The sequence below is a fragment of the Raineyella fluvialis genome (assembly GCF_009646095.1).
Taxonomy (GTDB): Bacteria; Actinomycetota; Actinomycetes; order Propionibacteriales; family Propionibacteriaceae; genus Raineyella; species Raineyella fluvialis.
Genome location: NZ_CP045725.1, coordinates 3,400,777 through 3,426,437 on the forward strand (window position 1 = coordinate 3,400,777; position 25,661 = coordinate 3,426,437).

Here is a 25,661-nt window from a genome sequence, read left to right on the forward strand (position 1 = left end):
AGCAAAGGAGTGCGTCGTTTGAGAGACCACCGGGACTTGCGTTTCACATCCCGAGACGGCAATATCGAAATATGGATAACGGAAGCGGAGTCGGCGTCCTCGACAAGGCGGCCCTCGTACTGAGTGCCCTGGAGACCGGTCCCACCACGCTGGCGGGTCTGGTCCAGAGTACCGGGCTGGCGCGCCCGACCGCCCATCGCCTGGCTGTGGCCCTCGAGCACCATCGTCTGGTCGCGCGCGACCTGCAGGGACGCTTCGTGCTGGGTCCCCGACTCGCCGAGCTGGCGGCGGCCGCGGGCGAGGACCGCCTGGTGGCGACGGCAGGCCCGGTGCTGGCCAGGCTGCGGGACATCACCGGCGAATCCGCACAGCTCTTCCGACGCCAGGGCGACATCCGGATCTGCGTGGCCGCGGCCGAGCGGTCCTCCGGTCTGCGCGACACCGTGCCGATCGGCAGCCAGTTGACCATGTCCGCGGGCTCAGCCGCCCAGGTCCTGCTCGCTTGGGAGGATCCGGACCGGATGCAGCGCGGCCTGGAGTCGGCCGAGTTCAGCGCCGTCGCCCTCACCGGCGTCCGCCGGCACGGTTTCGCGGAGTCCGTCGGCGAGCGGGAGCCCGGCGTCGCCTCCGTGTCAGCGCCGGTGCGCTCCCCCTCCGGCAAGGTGATCGCTGCCGTCAGCGTCTCCGGACCGATCGAGCGACTCACCCGCCAGCCGGGTCGACTGCACGCCCCGGCGGTGATGGCCGCGGCCGACCGCCTCAGCGAGGTCCTGCGCCGGTCGGGTGGTCAGGAGTCCTGACCACCCCACCGGTCAGCCGGCGAACTTGCCGCGGGCGCGCCGGCGGCCCGCCTTCTCACCCCGTGCCTCGGCGGCGGCCAGTTCCCCCGGCGCCGTGCCCAGCGGCTGGTCGGCGAACGAACGCGTGTTGACCTTTTCCGCGACCTCACGCATCGCCAGCCACCACTGCTCGAGCGGGCGGCGGGTCTCGAAGTCCACCAGGTCACGGAAATCCTTGAACGGCGTCATCGCGTACCCCTCGTCCCGCTCGGAGGCGAAGACGTAGGCGTGCTGCTTGTCCGCGAACTGGCGATCGAGCTCCTCGATACCGGCCGCCGCCAGACGGGTCGCCACCAGCCGGTCGAACGGGGTGGGGTTGCCGCCCTGCTGCACGTGGCCGAGGATGATCGGCCGGACGTCGAAGAGGTCACCGCCTTCCGCCTCGAAAAGGCGGGCGAGGAAGTCGGCGGTGTAGTACTCGGCGGCGTCCTCGTTGCGTACGGCCAAGTAGAACCGGCGGCCCTGCTCGAACGCCGCGCGCATCTGGCGGACGTCCTCCTCCAGCATGGAGATGGTGATGCCCTCCTCGTTGAGGTAGACGCGCTCGGCCCCCGAGGCCAGACCACTGGCCTGGGCCAGGAAGCCGCAGCTGCGGCCCATGGTCTCCACCACGAAGCACCGTCGGCTCGCCGCTGCCGACTGCTTGATCCGGTCCAGTGACTGCATCGCGACATTGAGGGCCGAGTCCGCGCCGACGGCCATCCGCCACTCCGGGAGGTTGTTGTCGATGCTCGCGGGCAGCACGACGACGGGCAGGTCGAACGCCGAGTAGCGCCGCCGCTCGTCCATCATCAGCTGGACCGCTTCGTACGCGTTGAACCCACCGATCACCAGGAGCGCATCCATCGCGTGCTCCTCGATGGTGCGGGCGATGCCGTACAGCTCCTCCGAGCGCGGCACCTCGCGTCGGGTGCCGAGTTCGGCACCCCCCATGCCGGTCCAGCCCTCGACGTCGCCCCAGGCGAACTCGCTCACCCGGCCCCGCATGAAGCCGGGGAAGCCGCCCTGGATGCCGAGCATGGTGTGGCCGGCATCGATGCCCAGCCGTACGGCGGCCCACACGGCGGTGTTCATCCCCGGAGCCAGACCACCGGCGTGCAGGATGCCGATCCGCTTCGCCCGGTGTCCATGGGTCACCCGCGGCTCGGCCTCGGCGAGGGCGTTGAAGATCTCCACCATCCGGCGGAACCCGTCGCCGCGGGCATCAATCGCTGCTTCGAAGTCGTGGGCGCGGACCAGGTCCCGATCGCCCGGGTGGCGCGGACGGCGTCCACCAGGGGACTGCGGATGACCTTGTTGCGGTGGACGCCGATGACGACCGGCACCGAGTCGCGGGTGGCGTTGAGCAACTCCTCGGCGGCCGCGACGCCGACCATCGACGACATCCACCGGTCGTACGCGGTGGGCGAACCGCCCCGCTGGACGTGACCGAGGATGGTGACCCGGGCATCCTGGCCCAGGTTGGCCTGGAGGGCCTCGCGCACGGTGTCACAGCTGATCGGGTTGCCGCTGCGGTCGCGGGCACCCTCCGCGACAATGATCAGCGAGTCGCGGCGGCCGGCGGCCCGACCGCGCAGGATCAGCTCGCACATGTGCTGCTGCCAGCCCTCGGCCGGCGGGGCCTCGGGGATGAACACGTACGCAGCGCCGCCGGCGACGGCGCTGTTGAGCCCGAGGTAGCCGCATTCACGCCCCATCACCTCGACGATGAAGATCCGCTGGTGCGAGGCTGCGGTGGAGGCGATCGCGTCCGTCGCCTCGATGATCCGGTGCAGGGCGGTGTCGGTGCCGATCGTCATGTCGGTGCCGACCATGTCGTTGTCGATCGACCCGACCAGGCCGGCGATCATCAGGTCGGGGTGGGCCTCGGCCACCTCACGCTCGAGCTGCCCCTCCTCGACCAGCTCCGCGAGGAGCTCGCGCCACTCCTGGCGCAGCATGTCGGCTCCGGTGAGGGACCCGTCGCCGCCGACGACGGCGAGCCGGTCGATCCCGTTGCGGACCAGGTTGAGAGCCGCCGTACGACGTCCGTCCCGCTCGCGGAACTCCTGGCAGCGCGCAGTGCCGATCACGGTGCCGCCGCGCTGGAGGATGCCGGAGACGTCATCCCACTCCAGCGCCTCGATCTCGTCGCCGCCGTTGACGGCACCCTGCCAGCCCTCGCGGACCGCGAAGACCTCGGCACCGGCCGCGATGGCGGACCGGACCACCGCGCGGATCGCGGGGTTCATGCCCGGGGCATCGCCACCGCTGGTGAGGACACCGATCCGAACAGGTCCTGGGGTATCGGACACGGTGATGTTCCTTCCGCTGGGCGATGGCGAACGCGCCCCAGTCTATGGACCGGCCCGGTCAGCATCGCCGAGGGGTGCGACAGTGGCGAGGTGGTGCCCGATCTGTCCCGTCACGCCCTCGAGGTGGCCCCCTCCTCCTCGGCTGCCGGCTGCGACTCGGCGGCGTCACGGTGCGCCTCGTCGAGGTCGAGGCGTACGAGGGCGCCGACGATCCGGCCTCGCACGCCTACCGTGGCCCGACCCGTCGCAACGCGGTGATGTTCGGGCCCGGTGGCCACCTGTACGTGTACGCGTTGCACGGGTCCTTGTGCTGCAACGTGGTGTGCGGCCCCGAGGGCGTCGCGACCGCGGTGCTGCTCCGCGCGGGCGAGGTCGAGGAGGGCCACGACCTGGCACGCGCCCGGCGGGCCGAGCGGCGGGCCGCCCCGGTGGCCGATCGCGACCTTGCCCGCGGTCCCGGCAACCTGTGCCGGGCCCTGGGGATCACCGCCGCCGACAACGGCACGGATCTGCTCGAGGGCGGCTCCGTACGCCTGCTGCCGGCCCTGCGCCGGCCCGCGACCCTGGGCATCGGTCCCCGGGTGAATGTCTCCACGGCCGCCGACCGGCCGTGGCGCTTCTGGGATGCGACCTCGACGGCGGTCTCGCCCTTCAAGCGCCACCCAAAGGCGCTGGCCGACTGATCCGGTGCCGGCTGATCCGGTGTCAGCTGCGGCGGGCCAGGTCCGCCCCGTCACCCTGGCCGTGCACGCCGCCGGAATCCAGGTCGGCGCCGTCGGGGTCGCCGGTGTCGGCCCCGCCGGCATCGATCCCGAACGCCTTCAGACGCGCCCGGTCCGCGAGCGTGTTCGAGGCCTGGAGGGTGAGCAACTCGGCGTAGATGCCGCCGGAGGTGGCCAACTGTTCCGGGGTGCCGATCTCGTCCACGCGTCCGTCGCGCAGGGTGACGATGCGGTCGACCGAGGAGATGGTGGAGAGCCTGTGCGCGATGATCAGCGTCGTCCGCGCCGTCATCAGCTCCTCCAGGCCCTCCTGGACGAGCCGTTCGGACTTCGTGTCGAGCGAACTGGTCGCTTCGTCCAGGACGAGGACCGGCGCGTCCTTGAGCATGGCGCGGGCCACCGCCACCCGCTGTTTCTGCCCACCGGACAGCTTGACGCCCCGCTCCCCGATCAGCGCCTCGTACCCCTCCGGGAACCGTTCGATGAAGCGATCGGCGTTGGCGCGCCGGGCGGCTTCGCGTACCTCCTCGTCGGTGGCGTCCGGGCGACCGTACGCGATGTTCTCCCGGATGGTGCCCGAGAACAGGGACGGGTCCTGGAAGACGACGCCGACGCGACGCCGCAACACGTCCAGCGGCAGGCTCGCCGTCTCCTGTCCCTGCAGGGTGACCCTGCCCGCGTCCGGCGGATAGAGGCCCAGCAGCAGGTTGACCAGGGTCGACTTCCCGCCGCCGGACTCGCCCACCAGGGCGATCCGCTCGCCGGCGTCAGCGTGGAAAGTGACGTCGCGCAGCACCGGGCGGCCGGGCTCGTAGGCGAAGTCGACCTCGTGGAAGGCGATGACATGGTCGTCGATCGTACGGGCGGGCGCCTGCGGCCCCTCGGGTCCGGCGTCGACAGCCGTCGCCACCGATCCCACGGTGGCGCGCTCCTCCACCGTTTCGTCCATCACTTCGAAGTACGACACGGAGCCGGCGATGGCCCGCTGACCGGAGTCGATGATGAAGCTCATCATCATCACCGGTTGGCGGGCCATGTTCATCAGTTGGATGAGGAGCACCATCACACCGACGGTGAAGACCCCGTGGGCGGTCTGGAGGAAGATCACCAGGTAGATGCCGAGGAAGGCCACGTTCAGCACGGCGCGGCGGGCAGTGTCCATCCCGTGCCAGTGACGCGCCTGTTGCCGGGTCAGCGCGATGGTGCGGCCGTATCGCTGGTCGAACGCGGCCAACTCCGCGCGCTCCCGGACGAAGCTCTTCACGACCCGGATCTGGCCGATCACCTCGGAGAAGCGCCCGTTGGCGATGTCGACCTGCTCGTTCTTCTCCCCCTCCAGGCGCTGCCAGTTCGACGACGTCCTGGCCGTCAGCCACATGTAGGCGGGGAACATCACCGCCAGCAGGACGGCCAGTGGCCACGCGTAGAAGGCACTGATCACCAGCACCGCCACCGTGGTGATCAGCATCGTGAAGAAGTTGTTGGAGAAGGACTTGAGGAAGTTCGTCACCTCCGCGATGGACCTCGAGAGCCGCCCGATGATCGTGCCGCTGAGCTCGTTGTCGAAGTAGCGCTGGGGAAGCCCGAGCAGCTTCTCGAAATAGCGGGTCGACAGGATCTGGCGCAGCCGCGCCGTCATCGTGTCCCCGAGGTACCCGCCGACGTTGGTCAGGACGGTGTTGAGGAGCTCGGCGGCGAGCAGCGCCAGGGCGATCAGCACGATCGTCCTGGTCGTGCCGCCACGACCGCCGGCCAGCGCGACGACCTCGTCGGTGGCCCGCCCGATCAGGAAGGGCGTCACCAGGGAGGTGACCGACATCAGCACCGAGCTGAGCACGATCCCCAGGTAGGAGGGCCAGAGCTCCTTGGTGGTCGACAGGATCCGGACCAGGGATCGCATGAGCGGCTCCGGGGCTCGCTGGGATGGGACGGGGACATGCTAGTGCCCGTCAATGACAGCCCGGCCGCGTCGCGCGACGGGCGGCCGGTCACGCCAGGGGGACGTCCCTGTCCAGCTCCGACAACCAGGCGGCCGCGGCGACATCGGAGGGCATCCGCCAGTCACCCCGGGGCGAGAGCGACCCTCCCGCCAGCACCTTCGGCCCGTTGGGGAGCGCGGAGCGTTTGAACTGATTGGCGAAGAAGCGGCGCAGGAACACCTCGAGCCAGCGGCGGATCGTGGCCAGGTCGTACGAGGCGCGTTCCTCCTCCGGATAACCGGGCGGCCAGTGGCCCCGCTCGGGATCCTGCCAGGCGTGCTGGGCCAGGAAGGCGATCTTCGCCGGGCCGAACCCCAGCCGGAGGAGGTGGTGCAGGGTGAAGTCGTGCAGCGCGTACGGTCCGATCGAGTCCTGGGTGGATTGGGGCTTCTCGCCCTCGGCGACCGGGATGAGCTCGGGGCTGATCTCGGTGTCGAGGATGGACCGCAGGATGGCGGCGGTCTCCTCCCCGACCTGCCCCGAGGAGATCACCCACCGGATCAGGTGCTGGATGAGCGTCTTCGGGACCCCGGTGTTCACCCCGTAGTGCGACATCTGGTCACCGACGCCGTACGTGCACCAGCCGAGGGCCAGCTCGGAGAGGTCGCCGGTGCCGACCACGATGCCGCCGCGCTGATTCGCCAACCGGAACAGGTAGTCGTAGCGAAGACCGGCCTGGACGTTCTCGAACGTCACGTCATAGAGGGGCTCTCCGCCGGCGAAGGGGTGGCCCAGGTCGGCCAGCAGTTGGCGGGCGGCGGGCCGGATGTCGAGCTCCTCGAAGCTGACCCCGAGGGCGCGGCAGAGTGCCTCGGCGTTGCCGCGGGTGTGCGCGGTCGTCGCAAAGCCGGGCATCGTGTAGGCAAGGATGTCGGTCCGTGGGCGACCGAGCCGGTCCATGGCGCGCGCCGCCACGAGCAGAGCGTGGGTCGAGTCCAGACCGCCGGAGACGCCGATGACCGCCTTCGGGGTCCCGATGGCGCCGAGGCGCTGGACGAGCCCGGCGACCTGGATGTTGTAGGCCTCGTAACAGTCGAGTGCGAGCCGGTCGGGATCGGCGGGCACGAACGGGAAGCGGTCGATCGTTCGCTCCAGGCCGATGTCGTGCCGCGGCGGCTCCAACCGGAAACGGACCGTACGGAAGGACCCGGCCCGATCCGCGTGGGTGCGCCGGTTGTCGTCGAAGGTGCCCTGTCGGTAGCGCTCGGCAGTGAGGCGCTGCAGGTCCACGTCGGCCACCGAGCACCGCCAGCCCTCGGGGAAACGCTCGGTCTCGGCCAGCAGGTCACCGTTCTCGTAGACGAACGTCTGTCCGTCCCAGGCCAGATCGGTGCTGGACTCCCCCTCCCCCGCGGCCGCGTAGATGTAGGCCATCAGGCACCGCGCCGACGCTGCTCGCACCAGCAGCTTGCGGTGCTCGGCCTTGGTGACGGTGATGGGTGAGCCCGACAGGTTGGCGATGACCGTCGCACCGGCCAGGGCGGCCGGGGCACTGGGCGGGACCGGCACCCACATGTCCTCGCACACCTCCGTGTGCAGCACCAGCCCCGGCACGTCGTCGGCGGCGAAGAGCAGGTCGGTCCCGATCGGCACCGTCCGCCCGGCGAGGGTGATCTCACCGCGGATATCGTCACCGGGAGCGAACCATCGCCGCTCGTAGAACTCCCGATAGGTGGGAACGTACGCCTTGGGGACGACACCGAGCAGTTGGCCGCGGTGCACCACGGCGGCGGCGTTGAGGACGCGATTGCCGTGCCGGACCGGGAGTCCGACGAGCAGCACCGGCAGCACCTCGCTGCTCGCCTCGACGAGCGTGGCGAGGGCCTCCTCGGCGGCGTCCAGCAAGGGGCTCTGCAGGAAGAGGTCGTCGAGCGAGTATCCGGTGAGGCAGAGCTCCGGGAACACCGCGACGCCCACGCCACGGATCGACAGCTCCTCGGCCGCCTCGATCACGGCTTCGACGTTGCGCGCCGGCTGGGCAGCGATGATCGGGATCGTGACCGCGGCGACCCGGAGGAACCCCTGGTCGTACGCCGATGCGAAGTGCACGGATCCTCCTCGGGCCGATGGCTGCTGGGAGACCAGCCTAACGACCCTCTGCACCGCCCCGGGGCCACCCGCCCATGTGCTCGGCCGAAGCCGACCCGGGCCCGGCCGGATCGACCTAGGATTCTGATCATCAGTGGACCAACGATCGGGAGGGCGTGATGGACTCCGACGAGAGCGAGATCTCCGAGGCCGACCTGGCGGACAGCATCGAGCCGGATGCGTACGATCCGGACGAGAGCGAGGTCTGGACCGACGAGCGCGAGGAACCGATGGACGACGAGGTCGACGAGGTGGAGGACGATCCCGATCCCCGCGGCGACGAACCCCCACGCGTCGACTGACCATCTGCTCGGCGTGCCGCGCTGCCACCGGGCGCCGGCTGTGCAGAATGGAGTCACGGACAACCATGACGACCTCACCCGAAAGGGTCCGGCTCCCGGGGCCGGACCCTTTCGCGTGCCCCGGGCGATGCCTGGCGCACCACAGCACAGCGACGGGAGTGACGCCACGATGAGTACCGGTCCCCGACAGGAGCCGCCACGATCGCGACGTCCGGCGGCGCGCGACGCCGCTGGCGCGGACGACGGCCCCGACACCACCACCATCGAGGTGAGCAGGAAACAGGCCCGCTCCGAGCAGGCCGCCGTGGAGCTCGCCCGCACCGTCTACCTGGCGATGAATCGTCGCCCCGCGCCGGCCGCCGTCGCCGTCGTGACCCGCAAGGACGGGTGGGACGTCACTTTCACCGAGTGAGCCGCGCCTACAGGGCCAGTTCGGCCCCCATCACCACGGTCCGTTCCGGCGGCAGGTGGAACACCTCTGTGCGCGAGGCCGCATTGTTGGCGAGCAGCACGTAGAGGCGCTTGCGCCACGCGGCCATCCTCGCGTCCCCGGTCGGTCGCAACGTCAGGACGGACAGGAAGTAGCGCACCTGCTGGGGTTCGAAGTCCAGCTCGGCGCTCTTGCCGACAGCGAGCGCCAGGCCACGCGGGATGTCCTGGGAATCGTTGAACCCCACGTGCACGCTGATGTGCACGATCCCGTCCGCCGCGTCGCCGAGGTCATGGACGTGCACCCGGTCCTTGTGCCGGATGTGCGGGACGTTCTCGTTGACGATCTCGACGAGCACGACGTGTTCGAACATCGCATGGGTGAACATCACGAGGGTCCGCAGGGCCAGCGGGGCAGTGGTGCTGTTGGGGTGCGGGAACACAGCGGTTCCAGGGATCCTGGGCAATTCGGAGTTGTGCACCGCCTCGATGAACTCATCGAGTGGGCCCTCGAGCTCCCGGCGGCTGCGGGAGACGAGGTTGAAGCCACGCCGCCAGGTGGTCATCACCAGGATGACGAGGCTGGCGATGAGCAGCGGCAACCAGCCGCCGCTGACCACCTTCGCCAGGTTCGCGGCGAAGAAGAACACCTCGACCAGCACGACGGTCGCGCCGTAGAAGATCAGCTTCCACAGCGGCTGGTGCCAGGCCATGTGGGCCAGGGCGAGGAAGAGCAGGCTGGTCAGCAGCAGGGTACCGGTGACGGCCAAGCCGTACGCCGACGCCAGGTTGGCCGAGCTGCCGAAGACCGAGATCAGCGCGAGCACACCGAGGTAGAGCACCCAGTTGATCAGCGGCACGAAGATCTGGCCGCCCTCCTCCTTCGACGTGTGCTTCACCAGCAGGCGCGGCAGCAGGCCGAGGCGTACGGCTTGGCGGGAGACGGAGAAGGCGCCCGAGATGACGGCCTGCGAGGCGATCACGGTGGCGAGGGTCGCCAGCACCACCAAGGGCAGCCGCGACCAGACCGGGGCCATCTCGAAGAAGGGGTTGTCGATCGTGCTCGGGTCGTTGAGGATCATCGCTCCCTGCCCCAGATAGTTCAGGGCGAGGGCCGGGAAGACGATGGCGAACCAGGAGACCTTGATCGGCAGCGGACCGAAGTGTCCCATGTCGGCGTACAGGGCCTCGGCACCGGTGATGGTCAGCACGACCGCACCCATCGCGATGAAGGCGGTCAGCGGATGCTCCAGGACGAAGGCCAGGGCGTACGTCGGGGACACGGAACGGAGGATGCCCGGGTGCTCGACGATGTGGGGCACACCGAGCAGGCCGAGGATGATGAACCACGCGGTCATCACGGGCCCGAATGCGCGCCCCACCGCGGCGGTGCCCCATCTCTGGACGAAGAAGAGCACCGACAGGATCACCACCGACAGTGGCAGGACGAGGTCCTGGAAGCCCGGGTCCACCACAGTCAGGCCCTCGATGGCCGACATCACCGAGATCGCCGGGGTGATCACCGAGTCGCCGTAGAAGAGGGCCGCTCCCAACATGCCAAGGCCCAGGACGATCGACATCCGCCGCCGCTGCTGGACCTTGTCGACCAGCAGGTGGGTGAGGGCGAGGATGCCGCCCTCACCGTCGTTGTCGGCGCGCATGACCAGGATCACGTACTTGAAAGTCACGACCAGGGTGATCGACCACAGCACCATCGAGATCACGCCGTAGACGTCGACCGGGACGGGCTTGACGTTGTTGTGGTCGATGCTGAAGACGGTCTGCATCGAGTACAGCGGGCTGGTGCCGATGTCGCCGAAGACGACGCCCAAGGCCGCCAGGGCCAGGCCGGGGAGCTTCGACCGACCATGGAGCGAGGTGATCGTCGTGGTGTCGGGATCAGGCGCCTGACCCTGCCGACGACCAGTGCTGACTGGACCCATATGACTCATCCTTGTTCCGTGAGCCTGAGCACTGGCTGAAGGGCCGAACTCTCAGATCTCCATTTCGGCGCCCATCACCGCCGTACGGTCCGGCGGGAGATGGAACACATCGGTCCGCGAGGCCGCGTTGTTCGCCATCAACACGAACAACTGCTTGCGCCAGCGCGTCATCCGCGACGAGCCGGTCGCGTGCAGTGTCAATACCGACAGGAAATAGTGCGCCTCGCCCGGACGGATGTCCAGTTCGGGGGTACGGCCTACGGCGAGGGCGAGTCCCTTGGGGACGTCCTGGGAATCGCTGAATCCGACGTGGACGCTGATGTGGACGATCCCGTCGTCCTCAAAACCGAGATCGTGCACCCGGACCCGGTCGACATGCCGGATGTGCGGAACGTTCTCGTTGACGATTTCGATCAGGATGACATGTTCGTGCACGACGTGGTTGAAGTACACATTGGAGCGTAGCGCCAACGGCGTGGTCTCGCGATTGGGATGGGGATAGACGGCGACGCCCGAGACCCGCGGGATGTCACTGGCCCGCAGTGCCTCGACGAACTCGTCGAGCGGGCCCTCCAACTGCCGGCGGTGCTCGGCCACCAGGACGTACCCCTTGCGCCAGGTCGTCATGATCAGCAGCACGAGGGTGGCGATCAGCAGCGGCAGCCAGCCACCGCTGATCACCTTCGCCAGATTGGCGCCGAAGAACGCCAGTTCGACGCTCAGCACGATGAGGATGTAGACCGCGATCTTCCACCCGGCCTCGTGCCAGACCATGTGCGCCAGGGAGAGGAAGAGCAGGCTCTCCAGGATGAGGGTGCCGGTCACCGCCAACCCGTAGGCGGACGCCAGGTTGGTCGAGCTGCGGAAGACCCCGATCAGCGTGAGCACGCCGACGAACAGGATCCAGTTCACGGCGGGCAGGTAGATCTGGCCGCCTTCCAGCTTCGAGGTGTGGCGCACCAGCAACCGCGGGAAGAGCCCGAGCCGTACGGACTGGCGGGCCACCGAGAACGCGCCCGAGATCACCGCCTGCGAGGCGATGACGGTGGCGAGGGTGGCGAGCACGACGAGCGGCAGCGTCGCCCAGGAGGGCGCGAGGTTGAAGAACGGACTGTTCACCGTCCCCGGGTCCTCCAACAGCATGGCCCCCTGGCCGAAGTAGTTCAGGGCGAGGCTGGGGAAGACGAGGATGAACCAGGAGAACCGGATCGGCGACTTGCCGAAGTGGCCCATGTCGGCGTAGAGCGCCTCGGCGCCGGTGATGGTCAGCACCACGGCGCCCATCGCGATGAACGCGATGAGCGGATGGGAGAGGACGAACCCGATGGCGTGGTGCGGTGAGACCGCGCCGAGGATCTGGGGATGGCTGATGATGTGCGGGACGCCGAGCAGGGCGAGGGTCAGGAACCAGATCGCCATGATCGGCCCGAAGAGCCTGCCGACGGTGGCGGTACCTCGCTTCTGCACCATGAACAGGCCGGACAGGATCACCACGGAGGCGGGTGCTACCCATTTCTCGAGACCAGGATTGACAACGGCGAGGCCCTCCACGGCCGACATCACCGAGATCGCCGGCGTGATCACCGAGTCGCCGAAGAACAGCGCGGCACCGGTCATGCCGAGTGCGGTGACGATGGCGATACGTCGCACCGAGGTCACGTTGTCGCGCAGCAGGGCGGTGAGGGAGAGGATTCCGCCCTCTCCCTCGTTGTCGGCCCGCATCACCAGCGAGATGTACTTGAAGGACACGATCAGAGTGATCGACCACAGCACCATCGAAATGACACCGAAGACATCCTCGGGGACCGGCTTCACGTCGTTGTGGTGCGCCGCGAAGACGGTCTGCATCGCGTAGAGCGGGCTGGTGCCGATGTCGCCGAAGACGACTCCCAGGGCTGCGAGGGCCAGGCCCGCCATCGGATTCCGGTTACCCTCCCCGGGCCGGCCCTCGCGGATCGTGGGGATCATCGTGAGGGTGACGTCCGTCGATCTGTCGGAGCGCCCGAACGAGCGGGAACGGCGGCGGCCTTCGGTGTGCGGCATGATGCCAGTGTCCCCCTGAGAGGACCCTTGGGGCCAACCTTCCGTCGAGGTCGTCGGCACCTGCGGAACGCGGGAGGCACCTGCGGAACGCGAACGCCCGGCCGACTGATGTCGGCCGGGCGTTCGTTCCAGTAGCCCCGACGGGATTCGAACCCGCGCTACCGCCTTGAGAGGGCGGCGTGCTAGGCCGCTACACAACGGGGCCCCAGCTGCTCCCCCTTGGTGGGGAACCTGCGGAAGCTTAGCAGGTGGGGCCACCCGGGCTCAAATCGTGCCACCGTAGCCGGCCCCTCTTCGGGCGGCCGGGCGAAGCCGTGGCAACGCCCGCCTCGAGCGGTAACGCGGCAACCAAAAAATCCCCCGCTCAGCGGAGGGATTTCCCTGGTAGCCCCGACGGGATTCGAACCCGCGCTACCGCCTTGAGAGGGCGGCGTGCTAGGCCGCTACACAACGGGGCCCTAGCCGATTTCCGTAGGACCGGAAATCTGGGAAAGCCCGACAGAAATAACGAATTCCATCATGACTTTCTTGGTTGGGGTACAAGGACTCGAACCTTGACTAAGTGAACCAGAATCACTCGTGCTGCCAATTACACCATACCCCAAGGGTTTGTCACCCCGGGGGGCAACGACGTGAAACTCTAGCGCAAGCCTCCCCGACAACACAAATCCGCGTGTCCGCCGGGCCGGACCGTGCGGCGGCTCTCACGCCACCCGCCCGCTGGTCCGGGGAAGGGCCCGCGTGGCGGTCTCCAGTCGCATTGCCCGGGCGATCCCCCAGGATGCCAGCGCGTAAAGGCCGTATCCGCCGACGATCACCAGCGAGTTGAGCCAGCCGACCTCCGTGAGGCCCCGCGTCGCGGCGATCCCGGTGGTCAACCCGGCCCAGACGTACGCGGAGATGTTGTTGACCACGTGGCCGGCGATGCCGGCCTCCAGGCCACCCGTCCGCCACACCAGGAGGGCGGCGACGAGTCCGAACGCCAGGCGGTTGAGGAAAAGTGGGACGTTCTGCGAACCGTGCATCACCGCGAAGACCACCGCTGACGTGAGCACGCCGAACCACGGCGTCGGCGTCAATGACCCGAGGGCCTGCATGAGGTAGCCGCGGAAGAAGTACTCCTCCCCCGTCGCCTGGACCCAGGTGGTCGCCAGGACGACCGCCATGAAGGCCCAGAAGCCCGGCTGAGGCACGAGATGGACGGCGACCCCGTTGATCATCCACAGGGCCACCTGCCCGGCGTTGAGGACCAGAATGGCCACCCCCGCGCAGGCACCCAGGTAACGCCATCGGATCCGGGGTCCCACCGAGGCCAGCCAGCCCGGCCTGGTCCGGTGGATGCCCGCGACCATCAGCCAGCTCACCAGGACCAGGCTGCCGATGGCGACGTTCATCCCCAGCATCCCGGCCGGGTCGAGGTAGGCGACGGCGTCGGCGCTGAAGGTGGCGTACGAGCGACCCCTCGCCTCCACCAGCCAGGCGATGGCGATGACGATGCTGGGCAGCACCGAGGCCACCGTCAGGTAGAACACGAAGGCCGCGATGACGCCGAAGAGCGTACGCCAGGCCTCGGTCCCCGCCCGCCGCAGCAGCATCGGATAGGGGACCCCCGGGGGCGGATCCTCGAATCCTCCGATGAACGTCTCGAAACGTCCGCGGGCGGGGACCGGGGTCGCCGCCACCTCAGGCCTTGGTGACCGAGGCCAGTGCCCGGTCGATCCGCACCAGGCTGGACTCGCGGCCCAACAACTCCATGGACTCGAAGAGCGGCGGAGACACCTTGCTGCCCGTCACGGCCGTGCGGAGCGGACCGAAAGCCTTGCGGGGCTTGAGCCCGAGATCGTCGACCAGAGCGCTGCGGAGGGCCGCCTCGATGGAGTCGTGGTCCCAGTCGGCGTCCACCAGGGCGTTACGCGAGGCCAGCAGGACGGCTTCCTCGTCCGGCTTCAACGCGGCCGCGGGCTCGATCTCGAGCTCCTCGTCCGCCGTGAAGAGGAAGGCCAGCTTCTCGACCGCGTCGGACAGGCAGGTCAACCGCTCCTGGATGAGCGGGGCGGCGCCGACGAGAAGGCGCTTCTCGGCCGGCGTCGCGGGCGTCGCGACGAAACCGGCGCCCTGCAGGAACGGGGTGATCTGCGCGGCCAGGTCCTCGGCGGAGAGCAACCGGATGTGGGCCGCGTTGATCGCCTCGCACTTCTTGTGGTCGAAGCGGGCAGCGTTCGCGTTGACACGGCGGATGTCGAAGGCCTCGGCCATCTCTGCCATGGTGAAGACGTCGCGGTCGTCACTGATCGACCAGCCCAGCAGCGCCAGGTAGTTCATCAGGCCCTCGGGCAGGAAGCCACGCTCGCGATACTCCTCCAGCCCCGACCCCTTGTCGCGCTTGGACAGCCGCTTGTTGCCCTCCCCCATCACGATCGGCAGGTGCCCGAAGCGCGGGGTAATGCCCGACCCGACACCGATCCGGGCCAGAGCCTCGTACAGGACGATCTGACGGGGCGTCGAGGAGAGCAGGTCCTCCCCGCGCAGCACGTGGGTGATGCCCATCAGGGCGTCGTCCACCGGATTGACCAGCGTGTAGAGCGGCTCGCCGTTGGAGCGCACGATCGCGTAATCGGGCACATGGCGGGTGTCGAACGCCACATGGCCACGGACCAGGTCGTCGAACGCGACCTCCCCCTCGGGCATCCGGATGCGCAGCACGTGCGTACGACCCTCGGCTTCGTACGCCTCGATCTGCGCGGCGCTCAGAGTGCGGCAGTGACCGTCGTAGCCGATCGTGTCACCGCCACGGGCGGCCTCCCGCTGCTCCTGCTCCTCGCGGGTGCAGTAGCAGGGGTAGGCGGCACCGGACTCGACCAGCTGGGCGATGACCTGCTGGTAGATCTCGGTGCGCTGGGACTGCCGGTAGGGACCGTACGGGCCGCCGATGTCGGGGCCCTCGTCCCAGGTGATACCCAACCATTTCAGGGAGTCGATGACGTTGTCGTAGTACTCCTCGGTCGACCGGGCGACGTCGGTGTCCTCGATGCGCAGCACCAGGGTGCCCCCGTAGTGGCGGGCGAAGGCATAGTTGAACAGAGCGGAGCGGACGTTGCCGACGTGGAGGTTGCCGGTCGGTGACGGTGGGAAGCGCACCCTGACGTCCTCGGGGGCGATGCCCCCCAGGACGTCCACGTCGGTCCTGCCGTGCTGGTCGGTGCTGGTGTCACTCACTGCGCGTTGTCTCCGCTTGTCGAGGTGGGGTCCGCCACGGGCGTGGGGACCAGGGTGTTGGTCAGGGTGCCGATGCCGTCGATGGTCACCGAGACCTCTTGGCCGGGTTCGAGCCGCCCGACACCTGCCGGGGTGCCGGTGAGGATGACGTCGCCGGGGAGCAGGGTGGTGAAACTGGTGACGTAGGCGATCAGCTCGGCGATCGACCGGATCATCAGGGCGCTCGACCCGTGCTGGCGCTGCTCGCCGCCGACGACCGTCGTGATCATCAGGTCGGACGCCTCGTCGAGGGTGAGATGCGTCGCGATCCACGGTCCCAGCGGGCAGGAGGTGTCGAACCCCTTGGCCCGCGACCACTGCTTGTCGGGTTCCTGCAGGTCCCGCAGGGTGACGTCATTGGCCACGGTGTAGCCGAAGATGACCTCCTCGGCCCGTTCGACCGGGACGTCCTTGCAGATCCGGCCGATGACCACGGCCAGTTCACCCTCGTAGCTGATGAAGCGCGAGGCCGCCGGCGGGACGATGACCTCATCCGGGCCGATCACGGCCGTGTTGGGCTTCAAGAAGCACAGCGGTGTGGCCGGGACCTCGTTGCCGAGCTCAGCCGCATGCGCCGCATAGTTGCGCCCGACCCCCACGATCTTCGAGCGTGGGATGACCGGCGCCAGCAGCCGGACGTCGCCCAGCCGGTGTCGCGCCCCGGTGTACTGGACCGGACCCGCCAGCGGGTCCCCGGTGAGGTCGCTCACGGTGTCGGGATGCCCGCCGCCGTCCTCGGCCAGTTCGACCACCCCGAAGGCGGGGTCCTGTCCGGCGATCGAGTAGCGTGCGATTCGCATTGCCTCACCTTATCGCGCCCGCGTGACCCTCCGGGTCCGCGCCCGCCACGGCGGCCATGGCCCGCACCGACCGGGCACAATGGCGACATGGACGGCCACCTCGACCCCCGGCGCTACAGCACCGTCGACCTGATCCGGCGTAAACGGGACGGTGGACAGTGGTCTCCCGACGAGGCGCGGTGGATCATCGAGGCCTACACCGCGGGATTCATCCCCGACGAACAGATGTCCGCGCTCGCGATGGCGGTGTTCTTCCGAGGCATGTCCGCGGCGGAGATCGATCCCTGGACCGCCGCCATGATCGACGGTGGCGTACGGCTCGACTACTCCGATCTGGGCAGGCCCACGGTGGACAAGCACTCCACCGGCGGGGTGGGCGACAAGATCACCCTCGTGCTCACCCCGCTCGTGGCCGCCTGCGGCGTGGCGGTCCCCCAGCTCTCCGGTCGCGGACTCGGCCACACCGGCGGCACTCTGGACAAGCTCGAGTCGATCCCGGGGTGGCGGGGGGATCTCTCCTCCGCGCAGGTCCGCTCCCAGCTCGCCGAGGTGGGCGGCGCGATCGTCGCGGCGGGGCCGGACCTGGCCCCGGCGGACAAGAAGCTCTACGCCTTGCGCGACGTGACAGGCACCGTCGAGTCCATCCCCCTGATCGCCTCCTCCATCATGGCCAAGAAGATCGCCGAGGGCACCGAGGCTCTGGTGCTCGACGTCAAGGTCGGCTCCGGCGCCTTCATGAAGGATCTGGCCGAGGCGCGCGAGCTTGCGCGCACCATGGTGCGGATCGGGACCGGCGCAGGAGTGCGCACCGTCGCCCTGCTCTCCGACATGTCGACGCCCCTGGGACTGACCGCCGGCAACGCCCTGGAGGTCCGGGAAGCGGTGGAGGTGCTCGCCGGTGGTGGGCCGCCGGACGTGGTGGAGCTCACCCTTGCCCTGGCCGCCGAGATGCTGGCGGCGGTCGGCTCGGACGCTGACCCGGCCGAGGTGCTCTCCTCCGGGCGAGCGATGGACCGCTGGCGCCGGCTCATCCGAGCCCAGGGCGGCGACCCCGACGCACCTCTGCCGAGCGCCCTCGAGACGGATGTCGTCACCGCGCCGACCAGTGGCGTGCTCGATCGGCTCGATGCCATGGCGGTCGGCCTGGCCGCCTGGCACCTGGGGGCTGGTCGCGTCCGCAAGGAGGATGACGTCCAGGCTGCGGCGGGCGTGGAGCTGCACGCGAAGCCGGGGGACCTCGTCCGGGCCGGTGATCCGCTGCTGACCCTGCACACCGACACGCCCGAGCGGTTCGCGGCGGCACGGGCAGCCCTGGACGACGCTGTCCGGATCGTTGAGCCCGGGGCCGCCTCGACGCGCCCGCCGCTGGTCCAGGATCGGGTCGAGTGACCCGGCCGCTCGTCGGTCTAGAACCACTGGTCCGGATCCGGATCCTCCCCCACCACTCCCCTGCGGACCACTGCACCGACCGGCTCGGCCGCCCCAGGGCGGACCAGTCGAGGGTCATCGGGATGCCCCGGATCTCCCGCATGATCGTTGTCAGCCGCTGGCTGAGTGGCCAGGGGTCGAAGAGGTCCTCGGCGGACCACTCGACGACGCACCAGCCGCGTGACCGCAGGAAGCGGCGGGGCCCCTGGAGCCAGGCGTCCCGGTCACCCTGCCATCCGGTCGGCACCCCTTGTGCCTCGGCCGGCCCGTCCAGCACGATGCCGAGGACCCGTAGGTCGGGCCAGCTGAACGGAACGACGACAGCTCCGGCTCCGGTGCGCTCGGGCTCGGTGTCGGCGGTCTGGTGGGGTGTCCACACGTCGATGTCCAAGGGCGGTCCGACAGGTACGGACTGGTCCGGCGCTGGCTCGGGGGCCGGGGTCCAGCGGTAGGTGACATCCAGCAGCGGGGCCGGGATCTCCATCCGGCGCAGCAGCGCCCGGCTGATGGTCTCGGCCGCCGCGGCCGCATGGGGGGTGGCCTCCCGCAGCACCCGGCGGGTTTGGGACAGGCCCGCGCAACCCTTGAGGTCGGTCAGCACGGAGTCGATGTCGTGGCGCAGCCGAGCCGGGTCGGTGCAGTGGCGGAGCGCGGACTCGGCCACCACCAGCCCGGTCAGGCTCCCGAACGGTTCGCGTCGGGTGATGTCGACAACGGTCCGCGCCACCGTGCTGACGCGGATCCCATCGACCTCGCAGATGTGCGAAGCGGGCAACCGGGTCGCGAGGATCTCATAGTCCGCCGTGCCGCCGCCCGCTCCCGGACGCAGCAGGGTGATCGGGGTGGGCAACGTTCCCGGACCGAGCTCGAGGCCGTGCAACAGGGCGGCGGAGACACCCCCACGACGCAGTCTGGCACCGGGTGGGCCAGGCACGCCCGGACGACCTGGAGGTGACGGTCCTCCTGGGCCTCGGGTCGGCTGCGGGCGTACACACCGTGGCAGAGCCTCACCACCTCCCCACGGTTGAGGGCACGCTGCAGGAGCCGGTGGTCCGGGCCCTGCCGCTGGACGTCATCGGCGGTGAAGAACTCGAGGTCCGGGAGCGGCGTCGTCGCCGCGGAGCGGGCTGTGGTCATGAACCCATCCCAGGCCCTCGCCGCGACCTCTCAAGGGCGGCAACGGAGCGCCCAACATCGGGACAACACCCGTCCTCCGCTGCGGGCCGCAGGTGGGTCGTCCCGCGGTCCCCCCGGTTCGGTGGCGACGGCGCTCAGGCCTGGAGGGCCCGCTGACGCAGGCGGCGGCGCTTGCGCCTCCGCAGCAGCCACAGATCGATGGCGTTCGCCGGCCGGGCGACCAGATCGCCCAGGGTGAGCGTGCCGGACAATTCGAGCAACGGTGCGCCTCGTGCGGGACGGCCGGGGACCCGTACGCGTACTCCCCCGATGCCCCTGGCGACCCGATCCGCCCGGACGGCCCAGCCTTCGGGCAGGATCAAACGGATGTCGCCGGCGCCACCGGACACCTCGATCCGGATCACCCGGGTCTCCGCGGTGGCCTCCAGGCACACCAGAGTCACGTCCCCGAAGCCCGTGGTCACCCTGATGTACGGCGGAAGGGACCACTCGCCGACCCGGCGGTCATCGTCGAAGGGCGCCGAGATGACAAGTGGGTCGTCGGGGGCCCAGCCGGGTTCCCTCGACTCACCGGGCACCGCGACGCGGTCCAGCGGCCGGTTGAACGGATGCAGGGCCTCGACGTCCTCGGCCATCGACGGGAGCACGGGCGTCAGGTCGGCGACCAGCGGGTCGAGGTCCCCGTACGTCCGCGCCGCCAGGGCCTGCTCGATCCGCTCCCGCCCCTCGGTCATGCCGAGGCGTCCGTCACCGACGGCGTGCTGGAGGAGATCGATGACCTGGTCGCGCTCGACGTCCCCGATGCGCATACCGCTGCGTTCGCTCACACCGCCGAGTCTACGGAGGAGCGCGTCCCGTCCGTGTTCGTCGTGTCCGCCGTCCGCCCGGCGTCCTCGAGGCGCCGCTCCTCCCCGGACTCGACCCGGTTCTCCAGCAGGTGGATCAAGCCGTAGCGATACGCGTCACAGAGTGCCTCCCAGGAGGCCTCGATGACGTTGGTCCCCACGCCGACGGTGGTCCAGGTCCGCTCCCCGTTGGTGGTGTCGATCAGCACCCGGACCGAGGCCTCGGTGCCCGAGGAGCCGTCGAGGATGCGGACCCGGTAATCCTGCAGCTCGTAGCCGGCCATCGTCGGGTAGACGGGGATCAGGCAGCGGCGCAGCGCCATGTCCAGGGAGTTGACCGGGCCGTTGCCCTCGCCGACGAAGTACTGCGTGCGACCCTGCGCGACGAGCTTCACGACCGCTTCGCTGACCGGGTCACTGCCGGCGTTCTCGTACGAGGTCGTGGTCCAGTGCGAGACGGTGAACACCTCGGGCAGCAGCCCCAACTCCTGGCGCAGCAGCAGCTCGAACGAGGCGTCCGCGGCGTCGTAGGTGTAGCCCTGCAGCTCCCGTTCCTTCACCCGCTCCGTGACGGCCGCGGCCGTCGACCGGTCGGAGAGGTCGAAGCCGAGCTGCTCACCCTTGATCTGGATGTTCGCCCGGCCCGCCATGTCGGAGACCAGCATCCGCATGTCGTTGCCGACACGGGCCGGGTCGACGTGCTGGTAGAGATTCGGGTCGACCTTGATCGCCGAGGCGTGCAACCCCGCCTTGTGGGCGAACGCCGACGTGCCGATGTAGGCGCGACGCGGACCGGCGGGGACGTTGGTGATCTCGGCGATCGCCTGAGCCGTCCGGGTCGCCTCGGCGAGGTTGCCCTCCGGCAGGACCTGCCAGCCGTACTTCAGCTCGAGGTTCGCGACGACGCTGACGATGTCGGCGTTCCCGGTCCGCTCCCCGTAGCCGTTCACACAGCCCTGGACGTGCATCGCCCCAGCCTCCACGGCCGCGAGGGTGTTCGCTACCGCGCAGCCCGAGTCGTTGTGGCAGTGGATCCCGACCGGCGCACCGACACCGACGGCCGCCGACACGATCTCGCCCATCCAGCTGGGCAGCATGCCGCCATTCGTGTCGCAGAGGACGACGGCCTCGGCGCCGGCCTCGGCGGCGGTCCGGACCACCTCCAGGGCGTACGCCCGGTCGAGGCGATAGCCGTCGAAGAAGTGCTCCGCGTCGATGAAGACCCGCATGCCCTCGGAGCGCAAGTGGGTGACGGAGTCCCGCAGCATCTCGAGGTTCTCCTCGAGAGTCGTCCGGAGGGCCTCCCGTACGTGGCCGACGTGGCTCTTCGCGACCAGCGTCGCGACACCGGCACCGCAGTCCCGCAGCGCCGCGATCAGCGGGTCGTCCGCGGCCTTGACCCCCACGCGTCGCGTCATGCCGAACGCGACCAGCTCAGCGTTGCGCAGCGGCAGCTCACCGGAGGTGGCACGGCGGAAGAACTCGGAGTCCTTCGGGTTGGAGCCGGGCCAGCCGCCCTCGATGAAGCCCACCCCGAAATCGTCCAGGTACGAAGCGATCCGAAGCTTGTCGTTGATCGAGAGCTGCATGCCCTCCTGCTGCGAACCGTCGCGCAGGGTGACGTCGTAGACGTGGAAGGTCTCGGGGCGGTGGGGGTCGTGGCAGCCATGGTGCTCGGTCCTCTGGATCGGCGGCGGGCGCTGGCCCGACGGAAGGGGCTGGTGGGTGGACGGGAGGCGGGATCTGCGGGCAACAAAAAACCTCCTGTGGGTGGACAGGAGGTTCAGCGCGCCGGACCGTTCGAACTCAAGGCCGAAGGGTACAGGCGCGCTCGACAATAATGAGCGTGCGGTGCATCACGTTGGCGATTCTGCCTGCTGGGCGCCGCCGGCGCCACCCCGTTCTCACTGACTGAGACCCGACCGTGACCGACGGGGTGGTCCCCCACGTGGGCAACCACCCCGTCAGCCGGTGCCGAGTCCCACCCCGGGGGTCAGCAGACCTTGTGCATCCAGCCATGGGTGTCGGCGACCCGCCCGTACTGGATGTCCAGCAGGGCGCTACGGATCCCCACCGTGACGGGGCCGGAGGTCCCGTCACCCACGACGTACTCCTGATCGGCGTCCTTGAACGCCCGGACGGGCGCCACCACGGCAGCAGTGCCACAGGCGAAGGCCTCGGCGATCTCCCCGCTGCGGACCCGCGCGAGCATGTCATCGACCTCGATCCGCTCCTCGACCGGCTCGAGACCGTGCTCGCGGGCCAACTCGAGGATCGAGCGCCGCGTGACACCCGGCAGGATGGTGCCGGTGAGCGCCGGTGTGTGCAGCCGACCGTCCTTGGTCACGAGGAAGCAGTTCATCCCGCCGAACTCCTCCACATAGCGGAACTCCGCCGCGTCGAGGAACAGCACCTGGGGGCACCCATGCGCGTACGCCTCCTCCTGGCCCGCCAGGCTCGCCGCGTAATTGCCGCCGCACTTGGCGGCTCCGGTCCCTCCCGGGGCGGCCCTGGTGTACTGGCGCGAGACCCAGAAGTCCACCGGCTCGGCCCCACGCTCGAAGTAGGGCCCGGACGGGGAGGCGATGCAGCAGTAGCGGACCGTCCGTGCGGCCCGCACGCCGAGGAAGTCCTCGTGCGCGACGGTGAACGGCCGGATGTAGAGGCTGTCCTCGCCGCCGTGGGCGGGGACCCACGCGGCGTCCTGGCGGACCAGGGCCTCGATCGACGCCACGAAGTCCTCGACGGGCAGGGGCGGGAGCGCGAGACGCTCGGCCGAGTCGATCATCCGCTGCGCGTTGGCCTCGGGCCGGAAGAGCCAGACGGAGCCGTCGGCGTGGCGGTAGGCCTTCAGTCCCTCGAAGATCTCCTGGGCGTAATGGAAGACGGCGGACGCGGGATTGAAGGCCTCGGCACCGTACGGTACGAGCTTGGCGTCTCCCCAGCCGCCTCCAGCGGTCCACGTGGCCACAGCCATGTGGTCGGTGAAGTGCTGGCCGAATCCGGGCGCGGCCAGTACGGCCGCACGTTCCTCGGCGGACGCCGGGGACGGATGGGGGTGCACGTCGAAGCTCAAGCTCATAGGAAAAATCTAGTCCTCCCCCACAGGCGCCGATCAGGCGAGCACAGGGTGAGACCACCCGCCGTCGGCGGGCGAGGCCCGCCAGGAGGACCCGGGCCGATCGGGTGCGTGGCGCCGGCTGGGAGGAGGATCGTGAGATCATGCCCCCGGCGGGGTGGCCCCCGATACCCTGACGCCGTGTCTACTCAGAACTCTGCTGATCGCCCGTCCATCGCCGTGATCGCCGGCGACGGCATCGGCCCCGAGGTCGTCGCTGAGGGCCTGAAGGTCCTCGACGCCGTGGCCGGTGCGGACGCCTTCGACAAGGTCCACTACGACCTCGGCGCCGACCGCTGGCTGCGCACCGGCGAGGTGCTCCCCGAGTCCGAGATGGAGTCGCTCGCCCGGCATGACGCCATCCTGCTGGGTGCCGTCGGTGCCGCTCCCGGGGACACCCGGATCCCCTCCGGGATCCTCGAGCGCGGCCTGCTGCTGAAGCTACGCTTCGCCTTCGATCACTACGTCAACCTGCGGCCCTCCAAGCTGTTCCCGGGAGTGCCCACCCCGCTGGCCCCGCATGTCACCGAGGGCAAGGAGATCGACTTCGTCGTCGTCCGTGAGGGCACCGAGGGCCTGTACGCCGGCAACGGCGGCAAGCTGCGCGCCGGCACGGTGCACGAGGTGGCCACCGAGGTGTCGGTCAACACCGCCTATGGGGTCGAGCGGGTCGTCCGGTTCGCCTTCGAGCACGCCACGAAGCGTCGCCACAAGGTGACACTGGTGCACAAGCACAATGTGCTGGTCAACGCCGGTGGGCTGTGGCGCCGGATCTTCGAGAGCGTCGCCGCCGAGTACCCGCAGGTGGAGACCGACTACCTGCACATCGACGCCGCCACGATCTTCATGGCCACCGACCCCGCTCGCTTCGACGTCCTGGTCACCGACAACCTGTTCGGTGACATCATCACCGACCTCGCGGGCGCGGTCACCGGCGGCATCGGCCTGGCCGCGTCGGGCAACCTCAACCCGTCCGGCGCCTTCCCATCGATGTTCGAGCCGGTCCACGGGTCCGCCCCCGACATCGCCGGGCAGCAGAAGGCCGACCCGACGGCGGCCATCCTGTCGGTCGCGATGATGCTGGAGCACCTCGGCAGGCGTGACGAGGCCGCGCGCATCGTCGCCGCCGTCAATGCCGACATCACCGGTCGAGGTGACCAAGTGCGTACCACCTCCGAGGTCGGCGACGCGATCGCCGCACGACTGGCCTGATCCGCGGGTCTCGCCGCGTCGCGGCGAGACCCGCATGACATGGCGAAGGGCCCGGGGAGTCACTCCCCGGGCCCTTCTGCACGCGGCACCGACCCCTGACGGGAGACGGTGACCGTCGCTGTCAGCGGGCGGTCTGGCCCTCGACGTAGTCCTCGGTGCCCTTGGTGTCGACCCACGCCATCAGACCGCGCAGTTCGCGGCCCACGGCCTCGATCGGGTGCTCCTCGCCGGCCTTGCGGTAGGCGCTGAACTTCGCCCGGCCGCTACGCTGGTCCGCCATGAAGTCCTGGGCGAACGCGCCGGACTGGATGTCGGCCAGCAGGCTCTTCATCGCGGCCCGGGACTCGGGACCGATGACCCGCGGTCCGGCGATGTAGTCGCCGTACTCGGCGGTGTCGGAGATCGACCAACGCATCTTGGCGATGCCACCCTCGTACATGAGGTCGACCAGGAGCTTCAGCTCGTGGAGGCACTCGAAGTAGGCAATCTCCGGCTGGTAACCGGCCTCGACCAGGGTCTCCCAGCCGGCGGTCACGAGGTGCGACATGCCACCGCACAGGACGGCCTGCTCGCCGAACAGGTCGGTCTCGGTCTCCTCGGTGAAGGTGGTCTTGATGACTCCAGCGCGCGCGGCACCGATGCCGGCGGCCCAGGACAGGGCCAGCGCCTGGCCCTCGCCCTTCGGGTCCTGCTCGACGGCGATCAGGGCGGGAACGCCGCGGCCGTTCTCGAACTCGCGACGCACCAGGTGACCCGGACCCTTCGGGGCGACCATCGCCACGGTGACGTCCACCGGCGGGGTGATGAAGCCGAAACGGATGTTGAAGCCATGGGCGAAGAACAGCGCGTCGCCGGCCTTCAGATTCGGCGCGATCTCGGCGTTGTAGAGGTCCGCCTGCACCTGGTCGGGCGCCAGGATCATGATGACGTCGGCCTCGGCAGCGGCCTCCGCCGGGGTGAGGACGCGCAGGCCCTGCTCCTCGGCCCGAGCACGCGACCGGCTGTCAGGCTGCAGACCGATCCGGACGTCGACGCCCGAGTCACGCAGGTTCAGCGAGTGGGCGTGGCCCTGCGAGCCGTAGCCGATGACGGCGACCTTGCGACCCTGGATGATCGAAAGGTCCGCGTCCTTGTCGTAGAACATTTCAGCTGCCACTGAGCTAACTCCTTGTATGTGTGGGGTGGGTAGTCCGGCACCCGGCCCCGTACGTGCCAGCCTAAACGCAG

The 25,661-nt window shown here is 69.4% G+C and carries 17 protein-coding genes, 3 tRNA genes and 1 pseudogene; 6 read left to right on the plus strand and 15 right to left on the minus strand.

Annotated elements, in window-relative coordinates; genetic code table 11:
* The first annotated feature begins 71 nt into the window (after positions 1 to 71).
* Positions 72 to 800 carry an IclR family transcriptional regulator gene (locus Rai3103_RS15655; RefSeq protein ID WP_153573353.1) on the plus strand — a complete coding sequence of 243 codons (729 nt, stop codon included), beginning with the start codon at positions 72 to 74 and terminating at the stop codon, positions 798 to 800.
* A 126-nt stretch (positions 801 to 926) separates the two neighbouring features.
* Here the strand turns inward: Rai3103_RS15655 and Rai3103_RS15660 are convergent.
* Positions 927 to 3,070, minus strand: a pseudogene (locus Rai3103_RS15660) (6-phosphofructokinase); the annotation flags it as partial.
* A gap of 233 nt (positions 3,071 to 3,303) precedes the next feature.
* Between Rai3103_RS15660 and Rai3103_RS15665 the strand changes: the two are divergent.
* Entirely contained in the window at positions 3,304 to 3,816 is a 513-nt protein-coding gene (locus tag Rai3103_RS15665; RefSeq protein WP_239022363.1) for a DNA-3-methyladenine glycosylase, read from the plus strand.
* Between the two features lie 22 nt (positions 3,817 to 3,838).
* On the opposite strand, the gene Rai3103_RS15670 is transcribed toward Rai3103_RS15665, so the two are convergent.
* Together Rai3103_RS15670 and Rai3103_RS15675 are read right to left on the minus strand one after the other, a co-directional pair.
* The gene (locus Rai3103_RS15670; RefSeq protein ID WP_153573355.1) at positions 3,839 to 5,755 is read right to left on the minus strand and encodes an ABC transporter ATP-binding protein; all 1,917 of its coding nucleotides are present in this window, start codon (positions 5,753 to 5,755) and stop codon (positions 3,839 to 3,841) included.
* 88 nt (positions 5,756 to 5,843) lie between these two features.
* The gene (locus Rai3103_RS15675; protein ID WP_153573356.1) at positions 5,844 to 7,883 is read right to left on the minus strand and encodes an NAD(+) synthase; all 2,040 of its coding nucleotides are present in this window, start codon (positions 7,881 to 7,883) and stop codon (positions 5,844 to 5,846) included.
* 158 nt (positions 7,884 to 8,041) lie between these two features.
* Between Rai3103_RS15675 and Rai3103_RS15680 the strand changes: the two genes are divergently transcribed.
* A complete protein-coding gene (locus Rai3103_RS15680; RefSeq protein ID WP_153573357.1) occupies positions 8,042 to 8,224 on the plus strand; it encodes a hypothetical protein in 183 nt (60 codons plus the stop codon).
* A 169-nt stretch (positions 8,225 to 8,393) separates the two neighbouring features.
* On the plus strand, positions 8,394 to 8,636 hold the full coding sequence (locus Rai3103_RS15685; RefSeq protein ID WP_153573358.1) for a hypothetical protein: 243 nt from the start codon (positions 8,394 to 8,396) through the stop codon (positions 8,634 to 8,636).
* Positions 8,637 to 8,643: 7 nt separating this feature from the next.
* Here the strand turns inward: Rai3103_RS15685 and Rai3103_RS15690 are convergent, their stop codons facing one another.
* From Rai3103_RS15690 to Rai3103_RS15725, 8 genes are all read right to left on the minus strand, one after another.
* Positions 8,644 to 10,596, minus strand: coding sequence for a potassium transporter Kup (locus Rai3103_RS15690; RefSeq protein WP_153573359.1), 1,953 nt, complete (start codon positions 10,594 to 10,596; stop codon positions 8,644 to 8,646).
* Between the two features lie 51 nt (positions 10,597 to 10,647).
* A complete protein-coding gene (locus tag Rai3103_RS15695) occupies positions 10,648 to 12,513 on the minus strand; it encodes a KUP/HAK/KT family potassium transporter (RefSeq protein ID WP_194793365.1) in 1,866 nt (621 codons plus the stop codon).
* Between the two features lie 258 nt (positions 12,514 to 12,771).
* Positions 12,772 to 12,844: transfer RNA gene (locus Rai3103_RS15700), tRNA-Glu, on the minus strand.
* 177 nt (positions 12,845 to 13,021) lie between these two features.
* Positions 13,022 to 13,097: transfer RNA gene (locus Rai3103_RS15705), tRNA-Glu, on the minus strand.
* Between the two features lie 71 nt (positions 13,098 to 13,168).
* Positions 13,169 to 13,243, minus strand: a tRNA-Gln gene (locus tag Rai3103_RS15710).
* 100 nt (positions 13,244 to 13,343) lie between these two features.
* Positions 13,344 to 14,321, minus strand: coding sequence for a CPBP family intramembrane glutamic endopeptidase (locus Rai3103_RS15715; RefSeq protein ID WP_153573360.1), 978 nt, complete (start codon positions 14,319 to 14,321; stop codon positions 13,344 to 13,346).
* A gap of 1 nt (position 14,322) precedes the next feature.
* A complete protein-coding gene (gene gltX, locus Rai3103_RS15720) occupies positions 14,323 to 15,855 on the minus strand; it encodes a glutamate--tRNA ligase (RefSeq protein ID WP_479685343.1) in 1,533 nt (510 codons plus the stop codon).
* The gene (locus tag Rai3103_RS15725) at positions 15,852 to 16,694 is read right to left on the minus strand and encodes a fumarylacetoacetate hydrolase family protein (RefSeq protein WP_153573361.1); all 843 of its coding nucleotides are present in this window, start codon (positions 16,692 to 16,694) and stop codon (positions 15,852 to 15,854) included. The genes gltX and Rai3103_RS15725 overlap by 4 nt, the downstream gene beginning before the upstream one ends.
* An 87-nt stretch (positions 16,695 to 16,781) precedes the next feature.
* On the opposite strand from Rai3103_RS15725, the gene Rai3103_RS15730 reads away from it, so the two are divergent.
* Positions 16,782 to 18,083, plus strand: a complete 1,302-nt coding sequence (locus tag Rai3103_RS15730; protein WP_153573362.1) for a thymidine phosphorylase — start codon at positions 16,782 to 16,784, stop codon at positions 18,081 to 18,083.
* Between the two features lie 1,310 nt (positions 18,084 to 19,393).
* Here Rai3103_RS15730 and Rai3103_RS15735 read toward each other — a convergent pair.
* The 3 genes from Rai3103_RS15735 to Rai3103_RS15745 all read right to left on the minus strand — a co-directional run bounded on the left by Rai3103_RS15735 (position 19,394) and on the right by Rai3103_RS15745 (position 23,186).
* On the minus strand, positions 19,394 to 20,086 hold the full coding sequence (locus tag Rai3103_RS15735) for a DUF1707 SHOCT-like domain-containing protein (RefSeq protein ID WP_153573363.1): 693 nt from the start codon (positions 20,084 to 20,086) through the stop codon (positions 19,394 to 19,396).
* Positions 20,083 to 21,792 carry a citramalate synthase gene (cimA, locus tag Rai3103_RS15740; RefSeq protein ID WP_153573812.1) on the minus strand — a complete coding sequence of 570 codons (1,710 nt, stop codon included), beginning with the start codon at positions 21,790 to 21,792 and terminating at the stop codon, positions 20,083 to 20,085. The genes Rai3103_RS15735 and cimA overlap by 4 nt, the downstream gene beginning before the upstream one ends.
* A 305-nt stretch (positions 21,793 to 22,097) precedes the next feature.
* Complete coding sequence (locus Rai3103_RS15745; RefSeq protein WP_153573364.1) at positions 22,098 to 23,186, minus strand: branched-chain amino acid aminotransferase; 1,089 nt, start codon at positions 23,184 to 23,186, stop codon at positions 22,098 to 22,100.
* Between the two features lie 177 nt (positions 23,187 to 23,363).
* Here Rai3103_RS15745 and Rai3103_RS15750 point away from each other — a divergent pair, with 177 nt between their 5' ends.
* Complete coding sequence (locus tag Rai3103_RS15750; protein ID WP_228488989.1) at positions 23,364 to 24,434, plus strand: 3-isopropylmalate dehydrogenase; 1,071 nt, start codon at positions 23,364 to 23,366, stop codon at positions 24,432 to 24,434.
* Between the two features lie 121 nt (positions 24,435 to 24,555).
* On the opposite strand, the gene ilvC is transcribed toward Rai3103_RS15750, so the two are convergent.
* Entirely contained in the window at positions 24,556 to 25,578 is a 1,023-nt protein-coding gene (gene ilvC, locus Rai3103_RS15755; protein WP_153573813.1) for a ketol-acid reductoisomerase, read from the minus strand.
* Between the last annotated feature and the right edge of the window lie 83 nt (positions 25,579 to 25,661).